The sequence below is a fragment of the Streptomyces sp. NPDC051738 genome (assembly GCF_044453205.1).
Classification (GTDB): domain Bacteria; phylum Actinomycetota; class Actinomycetes; order Streptomycetales; family Streptomycetaceae; genus Streptomyces.
The window spans coordinates 142,001-157,270 of the sequence record NZ_JBITCM010000006.1 but is presented as its reverse complement, the minus strand read 5'-3'; the positions used below and the strand labels follow the sequence as shown (position 1 = coordinate 157,270).

Annotated in this window: 14 protein-coding genes; 8 read left to right on the top strand and 6 right to left on the bottom strand. The window is 71.2% G+C overall.

The genetic code is table 11. The features are described 5' to 3' along the window. The first annotated feature begins 330 nt into the window (after positions 1–330). From ACIA8X_RS16260 to ACIA8X_RS16245, 4 genes are read left to right on the top strand one after another with little or no spacing between them, the layout of a single operon-like run. Complete coding sequence (locus tag ACIA8X_RS16260) at positions 331–2,910, top strand: ATP-binding protein (RefSeq protein ID WP_399458515.1); 2,580 nt, start codon at positions 331–333, stop codon at positions 2,908–2,910. Further along, positions 2,907–3,383 carry a roadblock/LC7 domain-containing protein gene (locus ACIA8X_RS16255; protein ID WP_399458514.1) on the top strand — a complete coding sequence of 159 codons (477 nt, stop codon included), beginning with the start codon at positions 2,907–2,909 and terminating at the stop codon, positions 3,381–3,383. Before ACIA8X_RS16260 ends, ACIA8X_RS16255 begins: the two co-directional genes overlap by 4 nt. 33 nt (positions 3,384–3,416) lie before the next feature. Next, complete coding sequence (locus ACIA8X_RS16250) at positions 3,417–3,872, top strand: DUF742 domain-containing protein (protein ID WP_399458513.1); 456 nt, start codon at positions 3,417–3,419, stop codon at positions 3,870–3,872. Further along, complete coding sequence (locus tag ACIA8X_RS16245; RefSeq protein ID WP_393447576.1) at positions 3,859–4,461, top strand: ATP/GTP-binding protein; 603 nt, start codon at positions 3,859–3,861, stop codon at positions 4,459–4,461. The genes ACIA8X_RS16250 and ACIA8X_RS16245 overlap by 14 nt, the downstream gene beginning before the upstream one ends. Before the next feature lie 104 nt (positions 4,462–4,565). On the opposite strand, the gene ACIA8X_RS16240 is transcribed toward ACIA8X_RS16245, so the two are convergent. From ACIA8X_RS16240 to ACIA8X_RS16230, 3 genes are read right to left on the bottom strand one after another with little or no spacing between them, the layout of a single operon-like run. Further along, positions 4,566–5,252: an ABC transporter permease gene (locus tag ACIA8X_RS16240; RefSeq protein WP_393447574.1), complete on the bottom strand. Its 687-nt coding sequence runs from the start codon at positions 5,250–5,252 to the stop codon at positions 4,566–4,568. Further along, positions 5,249–5,935, bottom strand: coding sequence for an ABC transporter permease (locus ACIA8X_RS16235; protein ID WP_393447572.1), 687 nt, complete (start codon positions 5,933–5,935; stop codon positions 5,249–5,251). The genes ACIA8X_RS16240 and ACIA8X_RS16235 overlap by 4 nt, the downstream gene beginning before the upstream one ends. Then, positions 5,932–7,086: an ABC transporter ATP-binding protein gene (locus tag ACIA8X_RS16230; protein ID WP_399458512.1), complete on the bottom strand. Its 1,155-nt coding sequence runs from the start codon at positions 7,084–7,086 to the stop codon at positions 5,932–5,934. Before ACIA8X_RS16230 ends, ACIA8X_RS16235 begins: the two co-directional genes overlap by 4 nt. A gap of 211 nt (positions 7,087–7,297) precedes the next feature. Between ACIA8X_RS16230 and ACIA8X_RS16225 the strand changes: the two genes are divergently transcribed. Further along, positions 7,298–9,256: an ArnT family glycosyltransferase gene (locus ACIA8X_RS16225; protein WP_399458511.1), complete on the top strand. Its 1,959-nt coding sequence runs from the start codon at positions 7,298–7,300 to the stop codon at positions 9,254–9,256. Between the two features lie 86 nt (positions 9,257–9,342). Here ACIA8X_RS16225 and ACIA8X_RS16220 read toward each other — a convergent pair whose 3' ends face one another. The 3 genes from ACIA8X_RS16220 to ACIA8X_RS16210 are packed head-to-tail and all read right to left on the bottom strand — an operon-like array spanning position 9,343 to position 12,161. After that, positions 9,343–10,083, bottom strand: coding sequence for an FAD:protein FMN transferase (locus ACIA8X_RS16220; RefSeq protein WP_399458510.1), 741 nt, complete (start codon positions 10,081–10,083; stop codon positions 9,343–9,345). A 2-nt stretch (positions 10,084–10,085) separates the two neighbouring features. Continuing rightward, positions 10,086–10,802 carry an FMN-binding protein gene (locus tag ACIA8X_RS16215; RefSeq protein WP_393447564.1) on the bottom strand — a complete coding sequence of 239 codons (717 nt, stop codon included), beginning with the start codon at positions 10,800–10,802 and terminating at the stop codon, positions 10,086–10,088. 21 nt (positions 10,803–10,823) lie between these two features. After that, positions 10,824–12,161 (bottom strand): ferric reductase-like transmembrane domain-containing protein, encoded by a 1,338-nt coding sequence (locus tag ACIA8X_RS16210; RefSeq protein ID WP_393447562.1) that lies wholly within the window; start codon positions 12,159–12,161, stop codon positions 10,824–10,826. A gap of 152 nt (positions 12,162–12,313) precedes the next feature. Here ACIA8X_RS16210 and ACIA8X_RS16205 point away from each other — a divergent pair, with 152 nt between their 5' ends. The 3 genes from ACIA8X_RS16205 (at position 12,314) to ACIA8X_RS16195 (ending at position 15,238) form a co-directional block, all read left to right on the top strand. Next, a complete protein-coding gene (locus ACIA8X_RS16205; RefSeq protein ID WP_393447560.1) occupies positions 12,314–13,003 on the top strand; it encodes a response regulator transcription factor in 690 nt (229 codons plus the stop codon). Next, entirely contained in the window at positions 13,000–14,466 is a 1,467-nt protein-coding gene (locus ACIA8X_RS16200) for a sensor histidine kinase (protein ID WP_399458509.1), read from the top strand. Before ACIA8X_RS16205 ends, ACIA8X_RS16200 begins: the two co-directional genes overlap by 4 nt. A gap of 64 nt (positions 14,467–14,530) precedes the next feature. Then, complete coding sequence (locus ACIA8X_RS16195) at positions 14,531–15,238, top strand: DUF2470 domain-containing protein (RefSeq protein ID WP_399458508.1); 708 nt, start codon at positions 14,531–14,533, stop codon at positions 15,236–15,238. The last annotated feature ends 32 nt before the right edge of the window (positions 15,239–15,270 follow it).

The following is a 15,270-nucleotide window of genomic DNA, read 5'->3' as shown; positions in this document are numbered from 1 at the left end:
GGGGATTGGGTGAGCGAAGAAAGCTCTTCCACTCTTCCACTGATCCAATCCAGCCAGTTCTCCCTCAGTCAAGAGCAATCCGGTCACCGATTGGCCTCGAACAACGGTCACTTGCGATCAGGTGTGGGGCGGAATGTTAAGGGGGGACGCTTGGGGCGGAGGGTGTTGTAACGGATTCTTGACGTACAGTTCCGGTCACGAACGGCAAGAGGCGGTAGTCTCCCCGACGTTGGCGGGGGTGACGTGCGCATTCAACCGTTCAAGAGCCGATCAATTACGGTCACGTGAAGACCTCGCGCGCCGTGTGACGCCCACGAAGGAGGCAACCCGGTGTCCACGAACGAGGCCGGTGTGCCCCGCCCGCGTCGGCTGCGCGGTCTCGCCGACCGCTGGCCCTTCCGGCGCAAACTCAACCTTCTGGTCGGCGTACCGCTGACCGTGGTCGCGGTCCTCCTCGCCTACCTCATCGCCGAACAGAGCGCGCAGTCGCGCAACGCGGCGGACGCCGCGCAACTGGTCCGGGAGAGCGTCGAGGTCGCCACACTCGTCGACCGGCTGGCCTCCGAGCACCAGCAGGCCGTCCTGCTCTCCGTACGGCACGAGGCCACCGAGGGCCGCGCACCCTCGTCCGCCGCCTACCGCACCGCGCAGTCCATGGTGAACGCCCAGGTCGACCGGGTGCGCGACGCCTTCGGGGACCGGCTGCCGAAGACCGAGGCACAGGCCCTGAAGGGGGTCGAGGGCCTGAGCAGCCTGCGCGGCACCGTCGGGCAGGGGTACCTGCCCGCCGAGAGCATCGACCTGGCGTACACCCACGCCTCCAAGGGCCTGATCGACGGCCTGGGACTGGACCACAACCCCGAGCTCGCGACCACCTTCACCGGCAACCTGCTCGACTCGCTGCTGCGTGCGGGCGCCGCCCACGGCGCCTTCGAGACCGGCGTCTTCTCCGCGTCGACCGGTGACTCCAACGCGCTCATCGAGTTCATCGGCGCGATCGGCTCCTACGACGAGTACACCCACCAGGCCGACCGCTTCGCCCGGTTCGCCACCGAGGCACAGACCGCCCAGCTCAACGGGATCAAGTACACCGCCGCGCAGAACGTCATCAGCCGACAGTTCGCCGAGCTGCAGATCGACCCCGGCGCGGTGCAGGCCGATTCGCCCGCCGAGATCCGCAAGTCGCTCGCGGAAGCGCTCGACTCCTACCCCGCCTATCGCGACCAGGCCAAGACCCGGCTGGCGATCACCACGTCGCTCATCGACCAGATCGCCGACCGGGCGGACCACGCCTCCGAGGAGGCCGCGCTGAACGCGGTCCTGCTGCTGGGGCTCGCCCTGTTCGGCTTCGCCGTCTGGCTGGTCGTCGTGATGCTGGTCCGCCGCTCCGTGGTCCGGCCGGTGCAGGCCCTCACGGGTGCCGCGCGGCAGGTCGCCGACGTCGCCGAGCGCGAGCTGGCCCGGGTGGCCGACGACGACGCCGAGGACGACGGTCCGCCGCGGCTGCACGAGATCCCGGTCGCGGCGCGCGACGAGATCGGCGAGCTCGCGGACGTGTTCAACCAGGTGCAGACGACGGCGGTCGCGCTGCTGGAGCGGCAGGTGCTCAGCCGGCGCAACGTGGCCGAGATGTTCGGCAACGTGGGCCGCCGGGTCAGCAACCTGACGACACGCCAGCTGGCTCTGATCGACGCGGTGGAGCGGGGCGAGACCGACCCCGCGCTCCTGGAGCGCCTCTACTCCATCGACCACATCGCGGTACGCCTGCGCCGCAACGCCGACAGCCTGATGCTGCTCGCCGGCATCCACGAGGCCGACCTGGACGCCGGCCCCACCGCGCTCACCAACCTCGTACGCGCCTCACTCGGCCAGATCGAGGGCTACCAGCGCGTGGAGCTGCGCGCGCGGACCGAGGCCATGGTGGAGCCGGAGGTCATCGGCGACCTCACGCTGATGGTGGCCGAACTCCTGGAGAACGCGGTGTCGTTCTCGCCTCAGGGCAGCCCCGTCGAGGTGACCGTGGCGAACGGCGAGCACGGCGGCACGGTGATCGTCGTCGCCGACCACGGCCTCGGGATGACCCCCGAGCGCCTCGACGAGGAGAACGCCCGCCTCGTCCGCCGCGAGCGACTGGACCTGGTCCCGACGAAGGTCCTGGGCCTGTTCGTGGTCGGCGCGCTGGCCCGCCGCTGGGAGATCACGGTCACGCTGTCGCGCACGCCCGGTGGCGGCGTGACGGCCGAGGTGGCGATACCGCCGTCGCTGCTGGTGACGGGGAGCACGACGGGTGGTACGGCTACGGCGGCGCTGGCGGCCGTGGCAGCGGTGGCGTCCCAGGAGACGCGGCCGGACGACGGCGCCCACAGCGCGTCGGCCACCGGCTCGGCGCCCACCGCCACGACGCCGTCCGCGCCCGTCACCGGACCCAGTCCGTCGGCCGACGCGCAGAGCGATGCCACACGGTCGGACAGCGGTGCGGAGGGCGACGGGCTGCGTCCTCTCCCCCGCCGGGTGTCCCAGCGGGGAGGCGAGACACCGGCCCCCGCGGACCACGCCCGCGCCAACCAACCCGACCTGTCTGTCCTGGCCCGGACCAGGGCAGACGAGGAAGGCCCGGCCGCCGGCCGCCCCCTCCGTCGCCGCGTCCGAGGCGCGACCCTCCGTACGCAGGTCGGCGCCCCCGCCCAGCAGTCGGCGATGCGGCAGGGCGTGCGGACCGTGGACGCGGACGCGGTGCGGGCCGCTATCGAGGAGTTCGAGGCCGCCGTGGAGCGCGCGCACCGCGACAGCGGGCACGGCGGCGATCGAGCGGGCAATACAGCTCGGACCGGAGAACCCTCCGCCCAGGACACATCCCCAACCCCCCAAAAGCACGACCAGAACGACCCCCCGGAAGGAGCGGAGCAGTGAGCACGTCGACAGGTGGCACCCCGACGGGAGGCCCCACGCCGGCCGAACTGCAGGCCGCCGCAGCCGACTTCACCTGGCTGCTGAATCGCTTCGCGAAGGAGACGGCCGGTGTCGTGGACGCCATCGCCGTCTCGTCCGACGGCCTCCTCATCGCCGTGTCCGAGCTGCGTGAGCACGCCGACTCGGAGCGGCTCGCCGCGATCGTCTCCGGCATCACCAGCCTGGCCGCCGGCGCGTCCGGCAACTACGGCCTCGGCGGCCTCAACAAGGTCATCATCGACCTGGAGGGCGGCCACGTCCTGGTCTCCGCGATCGGCAGCGGCGCCGTGCTCGGCGTCGTCACCGACAAGGAGGCCAAGCTGGGCAACATCGCCTACGAGATGACCGTGTTCGCCAACCGCGGCGGCGGCGCCCTCAGCCCGCAGCTGGTGCTGGAGCTGAAGAACAGCGTCGGCGCCGCGTCGGCCCGCTGACCGGGGCACCCGGTCGAGAAGGACGGACAACCCATGGCGGACGGCATCCCACCGCCGGACCCGGACGGCCCGGAACCGGACGGCCCGGACCCCAGCGGCCCGGACGCGGTCGGCCCTGCCTCCGCCGTGCGGCCGTTCCTGGTCACCGCCGGCCGGGTGGCGGCCGGCGTCGACGGCCTGTCGATGCCCGTCGAGACCCAGGTGGTGGCCACCGCCGAGGGTCTCGACACGCTCGACCGGCTCGCCTTCGAACGGCACGACATCGTCGCCGTGTGCCGGCTGCCGCAGTCCCTCGCGGAGATCGCGGCCCGGCTGCGGCTGCACCTGAACGTGGTGCGCGTCCTCGCCGAGGACCTGCGCGCCGCGGGGCAGTTGACGGTGCACGTGCCCGACTCCGGCATCGTCCACGACTCTTCCGTCCTGCGCAGGGTCATCGAGGGCCTGCGCGCCATCCCCGACGCACGAGGGGTACTCAGTGACACCGACTGAACCGGCCACCGTCCCCGCCGAGCGGTCGGCCGCCGCCGTACGCCCGCCGCTGCCGGTGAAGATGGTGATCTCGGGCGGCTTCGGCGTGGGCAAGACCACCACGGTCGGCTCGATATCCGAGATCGAGCCGCTGACCACCGAGGCCGCCATCACGGAGGTCGCGGCGGGCGTGGACGACCTGACCCACACCCCGCGCAAGACCACGACCACCGTGGCGATGGACTTCGGCTGCCTCACCATCGACCCCACCCTGAAGCTGTACCTGTTCGGCACGCCCGGCCAGGAGCGGTTCGGCTTCATGTGGGACGACATCGTCGAGGGCGCGGTCGGCGGGCTCGTCATCGTCGACACCCGCCGCCTGGACGACTGCTACGCCGCCGTCGACTACTTCGAGCACAAGGGCATCCCCTTCGCCGTCGCCGTCAACGCCTTCGACGGCAAGGTCGAGCACACCCTGGACGAGGTCCGCTGGGCCCTCGACGTCACGGACGGCGTCCCGGTGCTGGTCTTCGACGCCCGGGAACGGGGTTCGGTACGGGACGCCCTCCTCGTGGTACTGGAACTGGCCCTGGCTCGCACAGAGGGCTGATGCACAACGCCCCAGGGGCGCGGGGCTGCATCGATTTGCGGCTCCGCCGCGCGGGCGCGACCAGCCACAACGCGGCCGCAGACGCACAACGACCCATCGCGGCACTACCCCGCGGCGCCACCAGCGGAGCGCCGTCGCACGCCCGGCGACACCGAGACCCGTGCCACCGCCCAGAACAACCCCAGCGTCGCCAGGGCCAGGCCGGCGACCAGCGTCGCGCCGCCCACGACCTTCTCGTAGTCGCGCTGGTAGAGGCCGTCGATGATGTACCGCCCAAGACCGCCGAAGCTGACGTACGCCGCGATGGTGGCCGTCGAGACGATCTGGATGGCCGCCGAGCGCAGGCCGCTGAGGATCAGCGGGAGGGCGACGGGCAGTTCGACCCGGAACAGGACCGCGGTCTCGGCCATGCCCATACCGCGGGCGGCGTCCACGGGCGCGGGGTCGACGGAGCGCATCGCCTCGTAGGTGGTGACGAGGATGGGCGGGATGGCGAGCACCACCAGGGGGATCATCACGGGGGCCATGCCCAGGCCCAGCAGGATGAACATCAGCACCATCAGGCCGAAGCTGGGCAGCGCACGCGCTGAGGTGGCGATGAGGGCGAGCGTGTTGCCGCCCCGCCCGGTGTGGCCCGTGAGCAGGCCGATCGGCAGGCCGACCGCGGCGGCGATACCGAGCGCCATCAGCGTGTACTGGAGGTGCTCGGCGAGCCGCGTCGGGATGCCGTCGTAGCCCTGCCAGTGGGCGTTGTCGCTGAAGAATGAGTTGATGAAGTTCAGGACGTTCACCGGGCGGCCTCCTTCACGGCGAGCGTGCGCGTGTTCTTGCGGGTGCCGCGCGGCATCCAGGGCGTCAGCAGCACGCGCAGGCCGATCAGTGCGGCGTCCACGAGGATGGCGAGGACGGCCGTGCCCACCACGGAGAGCCAGATCAGACGTGGCTGATGGTAGATCATGCCGCTGTTGAGCAGGTTGCCGAGGGCTCCCGCGTTGCCGATCAGCATGCCGACGCTGACGAGGGACACGCTCGACACGCACGCCACCCGCAGTCCGGCGATGATCGCGGGCGCCGCGATCGGCAACTGCACCTGGACATAACGCCGTACGGGTCCGAAGCCCATGGCGGTGGCGGCGGCCAGGGTCTCCTGTGGCACCGACCGCACACCGTCCACGATCGCCGGGACGAGCACCACCAGGCTGTAGACGGCCAGCGGGATCATCACGGTGAGTTCGCTCAGGCCGGTGTAGTCGATGAGGATGACGAAGAAGGCGAGGGAGGGAATCGCGTACAGCACGGTCGTCACCCACAGCACGGGCGCGTACAGCCAGCGCACGCGCACGCAGAGTTGGGCGACGGGCAGTGCCACGAGCAGTCCGGCCAGCACCGGGATCAGTGCCTCGCGCAGGTGCAGTACGACCAGTCCGAGGTAGCTGTTCTGCAGATCGCTGGGCATGTCGAAGAGTTCGCTCATGGCGCGACCTTCTGGGCCGCGTCGTCCGCGCCCTCGCCGTCCGCGCTCCGCTCCGCGTGCGCACCACGGATGGCCTCGCCGATGGTCTGCTGCGAGACGACCCCGGCGGCCCGACCCTCCCCGTCCACGGCGACGGCCCATCCGGTGGGCGAGAGCACGGCGCAGTCGAGGGCGGCGCGCAGCGAGTCCGTACCGGCCACGAACGGGCGGCCGTAGGACAGCAGTTGCCCGGCCCCGATCTCCCCGGCGGTGAGATTCTGCGGCTCGCTCCAGCCGAGGGGCTTGCCGTCGGCGTCGGTGACGAGGAGGTAGGGGGCGTCGCCCGTGCCGGCCGCGGCGATCCGCTCGGCGGTGGCGTCGACGGCGACGATCGGCTCGGTCAGCAGCTCAAGGCCCGCCGAGGGGAAGAAGGACAGCCGCCGGATGCCGCGGTCGGCGCCGAGGAAGTCCTCAACGAAGGCGTCGGCGGGGTGGGAGAGCAGTTCGGCGGGCGGGGCGAACTGGGCGAGATGGCCGCCGGTGCGCATCACGGCGACCATGGTGCCGAGCTTGACGGCCTCGTCGATGTCGTGGGTGACGAAGACGATGGTCTTGCCCAACTCCTCCTGGATGCGCAGGAGTTCGTCCTGCAGACCCTTGCGCACCACGGGGTCGACGGCCGAGAAGGGCTCGTCCATCAGCAGCACCGGCGGATCCGCCGCGAGCGCCCGCGCCACGCCGACGCGCTGCTGCTGGCCGCCGGAGAGCTGGTAGGGGTACCGCTTGGCGAGCGCCCCGTCGAGTCCCACCCGCTCCATCAGTTCGCGTGCCCGGGCGCGGGACTTCTCCTTGCCCCAGCCCAGCATGCGGGGCACGGTGGCGATGTTGTCGAGGATCGTGCGGTGCTGGAAGAGACCGGCGTTCTGGATGACGTAACCCATGGACCGGCGCAGGGTGTTGACGGGCTGCTGCCGGCTGTCCACGCCGTCGATGAGGATGGCGCCCTCGCTGGGCTCGACCATCCGGTTGATCATGCGCAGCGTGGTCGTCTTTCCGCAGCCCGACGGCCCCACGAGTACGGTGATCGAGCGGTCGGGTATCTCCAGCGACAGCCGGTCGACCGCCACCGTGCCGTCCGGGTACCGCTTGGTGACTGAATCTATCCGTATCAAAACGCCGAATACCCTTCGGGTCTGGCAGATTTCGCCCGCTTTCGACCACGGGCTCGGGCCGTTGAGGGCAGAGTCTAGACGGCTCGTGTTGCGGCACTCCGGCCGGTGCGTGGCGGCGCTCGCTGTGCCCCACCTGTGAGTCCGCTGATTCTCACCGTCCCCTCAGGACGGCCTCAGGGATCCCCCAGAAGCGCGCCCGATGGTCACTGCCATGACGACTCTCGCCCCCTCCCCCGCGCCCGTCCGGAGCACCGGCCCCCGCCGGTTGTTCACCGGCCCCCCGCAGGGCCCCCGTTGGGCCCGCCCCGCGTTCTGGGCGGTGCTGGTCCTCGCCACGGCTCTGTACGCCTGGAACCTGTCCTCCGTCACCGGCAACACCTTCTACAACGCGGCCGTCTACAGCGGCACCCAGAGCTGGAAGGCGTTCTTCTTGGGCGCGCTGGACGCCGGGAGCTTCATCACCGTCGACAAACCACCCTTCGCGCTGTGGGTGATGGGCCTGTCGGCCCGCGCCTTCGGCTACGGCACCTGGCAGTTGATGCTGCCGATGGTCGCGGTGGGCGTCGGCTCGGTGGCGCTGCTGTACCGGATGGTCAAGCGGGACTTCGGGGTCGTCGCGGCGACGATCGCCGCGCTGGTGCTGACCCTCACCCCGATCACCGTCGCCATCAACCGGGACACCAACCCCGACCCGATCCTGGTCTTCCTGATGCTCCTCGGCGCCGCCGCGCTGGCGAGGGCCGTGCGTAGCGGGCGGCTGATGCCGCTGGTGTGGTCGGGGGTCGCGATCGGGTTCGCGTTCAACACGAAGATGATGCAGGCGTACGTCGTCCTGCCCGCGTTCTTCCTGGTGTACCTGTGGGCCGCGAACGCCTCCCTGGGCCGCCGGATCCGCAATCTCGCCGTCGGCACGGTCGCGTTGGTGGTGAGCAGCGCCTGGTGGATGGTGGTCGTCGATCTCGTCCCCGCCTCCTCGCGCCCGTACATCGGCGGGTCCACCGACAACACGGTCTGGGACCTGGTCATCGGCTACAACGGCTTCGGCCGGATCTTCGGGGCGAGTTCGTCGGTGGGCTCGCAGGGCAACGGCGCGAGCTTCGGCGGCGACGCCGGTCTGTACCGGATGTTCAACGAGATCATGGGCGGCCAGATCTCCTGGCTGATCCCGTTCGCGCTGATCGCGCTCGTCGGCGGTCTGGTGCTGCGCGGCCGAGCGCCCCGCACCGACGCCAAGCGGGCGGCACTCATGCTCTGGGGCGGCTGGTTCGTCCTGCATTATCTGACCTTCGCCCTCGCCGAGGGCACCTTCCACCCGTACTACGTCACCGCCATGGCGCCGGGTATCGCGGCCCTCGTCGGTATCGGCGCGGTGATGCTGTACCGGGCGTTCGTGGAGGGTTCGGCGGCGAAGTGGGGCTGGGTGCTGCCGGGTGCCGTCGCCGTGAGCGCGGTGTGGGCGGTCGTGCTGCTGGAGCGGGTCTCCGGTTCCGGGACGCTGTACACCGTCGCGGAGATCGTGGTCGGGGTCGCGGGTGCGGTCGCCGTACTCGGGCTGCTCGCCGGGCGGTTCCTGAAGCGGCGGCGGCTGATCGGTATCGCGGCGCTGGCGGCGGTCGTGGCCCTGCTGGCCGGTCCCGCCGCGTACTCGGTGTCGGCGGCGACGACCGCGAGCACCAACGGGACCAATCCGACGGCCGGTCCGAGCACCGGTGGCGGCATGGGCGGTGGCGGTGGCATGGGCGGCGGCCAGCGGCCCAGCGGCGGTGCGCCGAGCGGTGGTGGTCAGACGACCAGCGGTGGCCGGACCGGTGGCGGTGGCCAGGCGGGCGGCGGCACCCAGGTCACCTCCGAGATGATCACATACCTCAAGAAGAACCAGGACGGCGCCACCTGGCTGGTCGCGGTGGCCACCGACCAGACGGCCTCCTCGATCATCCTGGAGTCCGGTGAGCCGGTGATCTCGATGGGCGGCTGGTCCGGCAGCGACGAGGCGATGACCCTGGCCAAGCTCAAGAGCCTGGTGAAGGCGGGCAAGCTGCACTACATCGTGATCAGCGACAGCGGCCAGGGCAGCACGAACTCCGAGATCGCGACCTGGGTCAAGAAGAACGGCACGGCGGTGAGCGACTACAGCGGTCTGTACCGCCTGGACGCCTCCGACGTCGGGTGACGGGACGCCCCACACCCCACGCCCCACAAGGACGGCGACGGCACCATGCCCGAGGACATGGTGCCGTCGCCGTTTCGGTCGCCGCTCTACGCCGCCCGTGCCTGCGCGGACGCCGCCGGGAAGCCCTCCGTACGGAAGACCCGCCGCTCCGCGTCCACCGCGAACACCTCGCAGCCCTCCTGAGAGGCGGCCCACTCGACGCCCTCCGCGCCCATCGCGAACGCGGCGGTCGCCACGGTGTCCGCCACGGTCAGGGAGGACGCCACGACGGAGAGGGACAGCAGCCCCGTCGCCGGACGCCCTGTGCGGCCGTCGACGATGTGGTCGCCGCGCTCGTAGCGCGCGGACGTCGCGATCGCCCCGTCGGTGAGCTCGGCCACCACGCACACCTTGTCGGCCTGCTCGGGGTGGCGTACCCCCACCCGCCAGGGCCCGCCGGAGGCGACCACGTCACCGCCGGCGTTGAGGACGAAGCGCCGCGCTCCCGCCGCCCTCAGCAGCTCGGCGGCCCGCTGCACGGACCAGCCCTTCACCACCGCGCACGGATCGAGCCCGCGCCCGGGCAGCCGTACGTCGAAGGCGCCGCCGGTGGCGACCCGGTACTCCTCGCACAGCCCGAGCACCTCGTCGAGGTCCGCGCTGATGTCGCCGCGCGCGATCTCGCCCCGGTCCAGCCGGCAGACCTCGCTGTCGGCCTTGAACGGGCTGAACCGGACGTCGACCTCACGCAGCCATGCGAACACGGCGTCCGCGGTGTCCTCGCCCACGTGCGCGTCGTCGACCCGCAGCGAGACCGGGAACCCCATGACGTGTTCGACTCGGTGCATGATCAGCCCTTCGCGTCGATCGCGGCCTGGAGGGACTCCTTGTAGCCGTCGCTGGTGATCGTCGCGCCGGACACCGTGTCGATGTCCGCGCTCTGCGCCTCAAGGGTCTCCGCGATGAGCTTCGGCACCGCGGCCGTCGTCTGCGGGTGGTTCGGCTGCTGCAGCATCTTCACCGACGCGATCTTGTCGCCCGCGAAGGTCACCTGGACCTGCACCGGGCCCTTGTCGGTGTTGACCGTCGAGCCGTCGACCGTCTGGGCCGCCGATTCGGCGGACGCCGAGGCCGAAGGAGAGGTGGAGGACGAGGACGCCGACTCCGCGTTCGCGTCGATCGCGGCCTGGAGGGACTCCTTGTAGCCGTCGCTGGTGATCGTGGCGCCGGACACCGTGTCGATGTCCGCGCTCTGGGCTTCCAGCGTCTCCGCGACCAGCTTCGGCACCGCGGCCGTGGTCTGCGGGTGGTTCGGCTGCTGGAGCAGCTTCACGGCCGTGATCTTGGTGCCCGCGAAGGTCACCTGGACCTGCACGGGACCCTTGTCGGTCTGCACGGTCGAGCCCTTGACGACCGTGCTGCCGGAACCCGAACCGGCGGAGGAGGACGCCGAGGGCGTCGAGGCGGGCGAGGCGGTCTCGACGGCCGTGCCGATGGACGGCTCGTAGAGCCAGACCGGGACCAGACCGGCGATGCTGAGGACGAGGACGGGTATGGCGCGCTTCACTGTGTGTCTTCCTTGTCCTTCTCAGCCGGCCAGGCTGAAACGCTCGAAGTGGACCTGCTGCTTGGGCACGCCCAGCTCGCGCAGGCTGCCGATGACCGCGTTCATCATGGGCGGCGGTCCGCACAGGAAGACGTCCCGGTTCGTGATGTCCGGAACGAGTCGCTCCAGCTCGGCCGGGGCCAGCTTGTCCGGCGTGGCCGGGCCGGTCACCAGGTGCAGCTCGGCGCCCTTGGCGTGGGCCAGTTCCACCAGCTCGCCGTACAGGACCGCGTCCTGGTCGGAGGCGACGCGGTAGATCACGACCGCGTGGCCGTGCAGCTCCTCCAGCAGGGCCCGGATCGGGGTGACGCCGACGCCGCCCGCGATGAGCACGGCCTCCGGCCGGGTGCGGTGCAGCGCGGTGAAGGCGCCGTAGGGGCCCTCGGCGAAGACGCGCGTGCCGACCTTCATGTGCCGCAGGGCCGCCGAGCCGTCGCCGGCCGCCTTGGCGGTGAGCCGCAGCTGGGTGCCGTCGGGGGCGGCCGACAGGGAGAAGGGGTTGGCCTGCCACCAGCGGTCCTTCGTCAGGAACCGCCACAGGAAGAACTGGCCGGCCCGGGCGGGCAGCTTGTCCAGGTCACGGCCGGTGATGTAGACGGAGACCACGTTGTCGGACTCGGGGACGACCGCAGAGACACGGAACTGGTGGCGCCAGTTGCGCCACAGCGGCAGGACGAGACGGCCGACGAACACCGACGCGAGGGCGACGCCCCAGACCGCGTACCAGTACGCCGTGGCGACGGAGGACGAGGTGAAGGACGTACCGACCGCGACCTGGTGCGTGAACGCCAGGACGACGGCGACGTAGGTGTACAGGTGGATGAAGTGCCACGTCTCGTAGGCCAGCCTGCGCCGCGCGAACCGGGCCGACACCACGCCGATCACGATGATGATCCCGAGCGCGACGACGGCGCGCAGCACGCCCTCGACCGTCTCGGCGAGGTCGATCAGCTGGTTGACCGGGTCCAGGGAGGACGACTCGGCGTAGCCGAAGGTGATGAACACGGCGTGCGCGAGGAGGGCCCACAGGACGCTGAAGCCGGTCCAGCGGTGCCAGGAGGTCAGCCGGTCCATGCCGATCCGGGTGTCCAGCCAGGGCAGCCGGGCCACCAGCAGCAGCTGGAACGCCATGAGCAGCGCGCCGAACAGGCCGGTGAGACGGCCGAGCACGATGAGCGTGTTCGAGGCGAAGCCGGCGGCGAAGAAGAAGTAGAGCACCACGCACACGTTCGCGGCGAGCACGGCGTACAGGCCCGTGCGGGCGACCACCCTGGGGCGTATCGCCGTGGGGGGCGCAGGGGGCGATTGGACGGTCGTCACGGGCGACAGCTCCTTGATCTGGTCTGTGGCTTCCGAGCTTGTCGGGAGGCAGCTGTCGAAAAGCTGTCGTTGTTCTTTCAAGTGGTTATCGATGTGGTCGCGGTCCCCTACCCGCCCCCGGCGATCGCGGCCGGGTGCCGCACTATGAACGGGTGGAGAAAGTACGCCTGCTCGTCGTGGACGACGACCCGCCCATCGCCGACCTCGTCGCGACGGTCGCCCGCTACGAGGGCTGGGCGGCGGTCACCGCGAATTCCGGTGAGGAGGCGCTGCGGCTGGCCGCCGAGTTCCATCCGGACATCGTGGTGCTGGACCTCATGTTGCCCGACGTGGACGGCTTCGGCGTCCTGGACCGGCTGCGCGGAGCCGGGACGATGGTGCCCGTGGTGTTCCTGACCGCCCGCGACGGAGTCGCCGACCGGGTGGCCGGGCTGACCCGGGGCGGTGACGACTACCTGGTCAAACCGTTCGCGGTGGAGGAGCTGATGGCCCGGCTGCGGACCGTGCTGCGACGCAGCGCCGGGCCCGCGTTCCAGCGTTCCGTCCTTCGGGTGGCGGACCTGACGATGGACGAGGACACCCGCGAGGTGCGCCGCGGCGACAAGCTGCTCACGCTGACGCCGACCGAGTACGAGGTGCTGCGCTATCTGATGCGCAAGTCGCCGACCGTGCTGACCAAGGCGCAGATCCTCGACCATGTGTGGGAGTACGGCTTCGGCGGCCGCTCGAACGTCGTCGAGCTGGTCGTCAGCCGGCTGCGCCGCAAGCTCGACGACACCGGCCGACCGCTGATCCACACGGTGCGTGGCTTCGGGTACGTGATCCGGCAGGCGGCCGAGTGATCGGGCGGCTGCGGCGGACGTACGGCAGGCTCCGGCTCGGCACCAGGCTCGCGCTGGGTCTCGGCGGGCTGTCGCTGGTGGTGTTCGCCGTCGTCGGCACGGCCCTGACGACGTACATGCGGGACTATCTGTCGGCCCAGCTCGACACCCAGCTGGCGCAGGGCCAGATCGCCCAGTCCAAGAGCATCGCGGACTACGGCACGCTGACGGGCAAGAAGTACTACAGCTGGTTCTACGCCGTGTACGACGTCTCGGACGGCAAGCCCGTGCTGCGCAGGCCCGAGGACCCCGGCGATCTTCCGGAGGACGTCGACGACTTCACCGAAGTGGCGCGGGCGCAGACCGCCGCGAACACGGAGGTGCTGCAGACCCAGTACCTCCGGGGCAAGGGCGAGTTCCGGCTGCGTGCCTGCGAGGTCGAGCCGGGCGTGGTCCTGGTCAGCGCGGCACCCATGGAGGACATCGAGGACACCGTGGGCCAGCTGATCACGATCCAGGTGGTCACCTTCGGGCTGGCGCTGCTCGCCCTCGTGGTGTTCGGACGGCAGATGCTGCGGCGGGGCCTGCAGCCGCTCAGCGACATGGCCCACACCGCCCACGACATCACCTCGCACGACCTGACGGACTCGGCGCGGCTGACGGTGCGGCACGCCAGGCGCGGCGGCGGGCCCGAGGTCGAGGAGCTGCGTACCGCGTTCAACACGATGCTGGAGCACATCGACGACTCGCTCGCGGTGCGGGCGGAGGCGGAGCAGCGGCTGCGCCGCTTCGTGGCGGACGCCTCGCACGAGCTGCGTACGCCTTTGATGTCGGTACGGGGCTATGCCGACCTCTTCCAGTACGCGGCCGCCAACGCCCCCGAGGAGCGCGACAAGCATCTGGCGCGGCTGCGGGCGGAGGCCGCCCGGATGGGCTTCCTCCTCGACGACCTGCTGCTGCTCGCCCGCCTGGACGCCGCGGAGGTGGAGACGCCGCTGCGGCCGCAGGAGGCGGATCTGGTGGAGCTGGTCGCGCAGGCGGCGGACGCGTTCCGGGTCACCCATGCCGACCACCCGCTGACGGTGGCTCCCGGCCCCGGCTCCCTGAAGCTGCGCCTGGATCCCCAGCGCATCCGCCAGGTCCTGGACAACCTGCTCACCAACGCCGCGGTGCACACCCCGATCGGCACCGAGGTGTCCGTGGCGGTGTCGATGGCGAACGACACGGCGCAGGTGCGGATCGCCGACGCCGGCCCGGGCATCCCGCCCGCCGACCGGCAGCGGGTCTTCGACCGCTTCTACCGCGTCGACAAGGCCCGCAGCCGGGACCGGGGCGGGAGCGGGCTGGGGCTGGCGGTCGCGCAGTCACTGGTGCACGCCCACGGCGGCAGGATCGATGTGACGAGCGAGCCGGGGGCGACGGTGTTCACGGTCACGATCCCGCTGGTGGTGGCCCGGGGTCGCGAGGCCGACGCGGACCGGTGAGAGGCGGGGCTTCCGAGCCCGACGGAGGTTGGTGAACACGAGGTACCTAAGTCGAAAGGTCGCCATGTCTGCTGCCACCTGCCCTGAGCCGACGCCCGCCGAGCGTGCCCGCTCGGTGCTGTCGGCGTCCGGCTCACTGACCGTCACCACCCACGGCCATCGCGTCGAGCTGATCGGCCTGCACACCGTGGACGCCGCCGCACGACTGCTGCTGCAGAGCCCGCCGGACGCCCACCTCGCCGCCGAGCTCGCGATGGCACCGCACGGCGATCTGGCCGCCCTCGTGGAGTTCACGGACATCGCCCCCGTCGCCGTACGCGAACGGGTGCGTGCCCGCCTGACGCTGGGCGGCTGGCTCTCTGCCCTCGGCCCGAAGACCCTGGTGTTCAACCCGGCGCGGGCCGTCCTCACGGAGGACGACGAGGCGACCGTCATCGGCCTCGACGAACTGACCCTGGCCTCCCCCGACCCGCTGGCCACCCACGAGGCCGAGATGCTGGCCCGGCTGGACGCGACCCACGCCGACACCGTCGCCCCGCTCGCCCGGCTGCTCCCGCCCCGGCTGCAGCTCGGCGCGAGCGCCGTACGGCCGCTGCGGCTCGACCGGCACGGCCTGGTGCTGCGCGTGGAGACACCGGACACGCACCACGACGCCCGACTGCCCTTCGACGCCCCGGCCGGCCACCCGGGAGAGGCGGTGCGCCAGTTCCACCTGCTGCTCTCCCAGGCCACCGCCCGACCGCGCCGCCGACGCCTGCCGACCACGCAGTAGGCAGGGGCGCGCCCCAAGACCGCCGACCTCCG

What these genes read in the sequence shown, in the direction of transcription:
- ACIA8X_RS16250 (WP_399458513.1), top strand. Translation starts at nt 3,417, where the DNA reads ATGGCGGACGGCATCCCACCGCCGGACCCGGACGGCCCGGAACCGGAC.
- ACIA8X_RS16235 (WP_393447572.1), bottom strand. Translation starts at nt 5,935, where the DNA reads ATGAGCGAACTCTTCGACATGCCCAGCGATCTGCAGAACAGCTACCTC.
- ACIA8X_RS16225 (WP_399458511.1), top strand. Translation starts at nt 7,298, where the DNA reads ATGACGACTCTCGCCCCCTCCCCCGCGCCCGTCCGGAGCACCGGCCCC.
- ACIA8X_RS16220 (WP_399458510.1), bottom strand. Translation starts at nt 10,083, where the DNA reads ATGCACCGAGTCGAACACGTCATGGGGTTCCCGGTCTCGCTGCGGGTC.
- ACIA8X_RS16195 (WP_399458508.1), top strand. Translation starts at nt 14,531, where the DNA reads ATGTCTGCTGCCACCTGCCCTGAGCCGACGCCCGCCGAGCGTGCCCGC.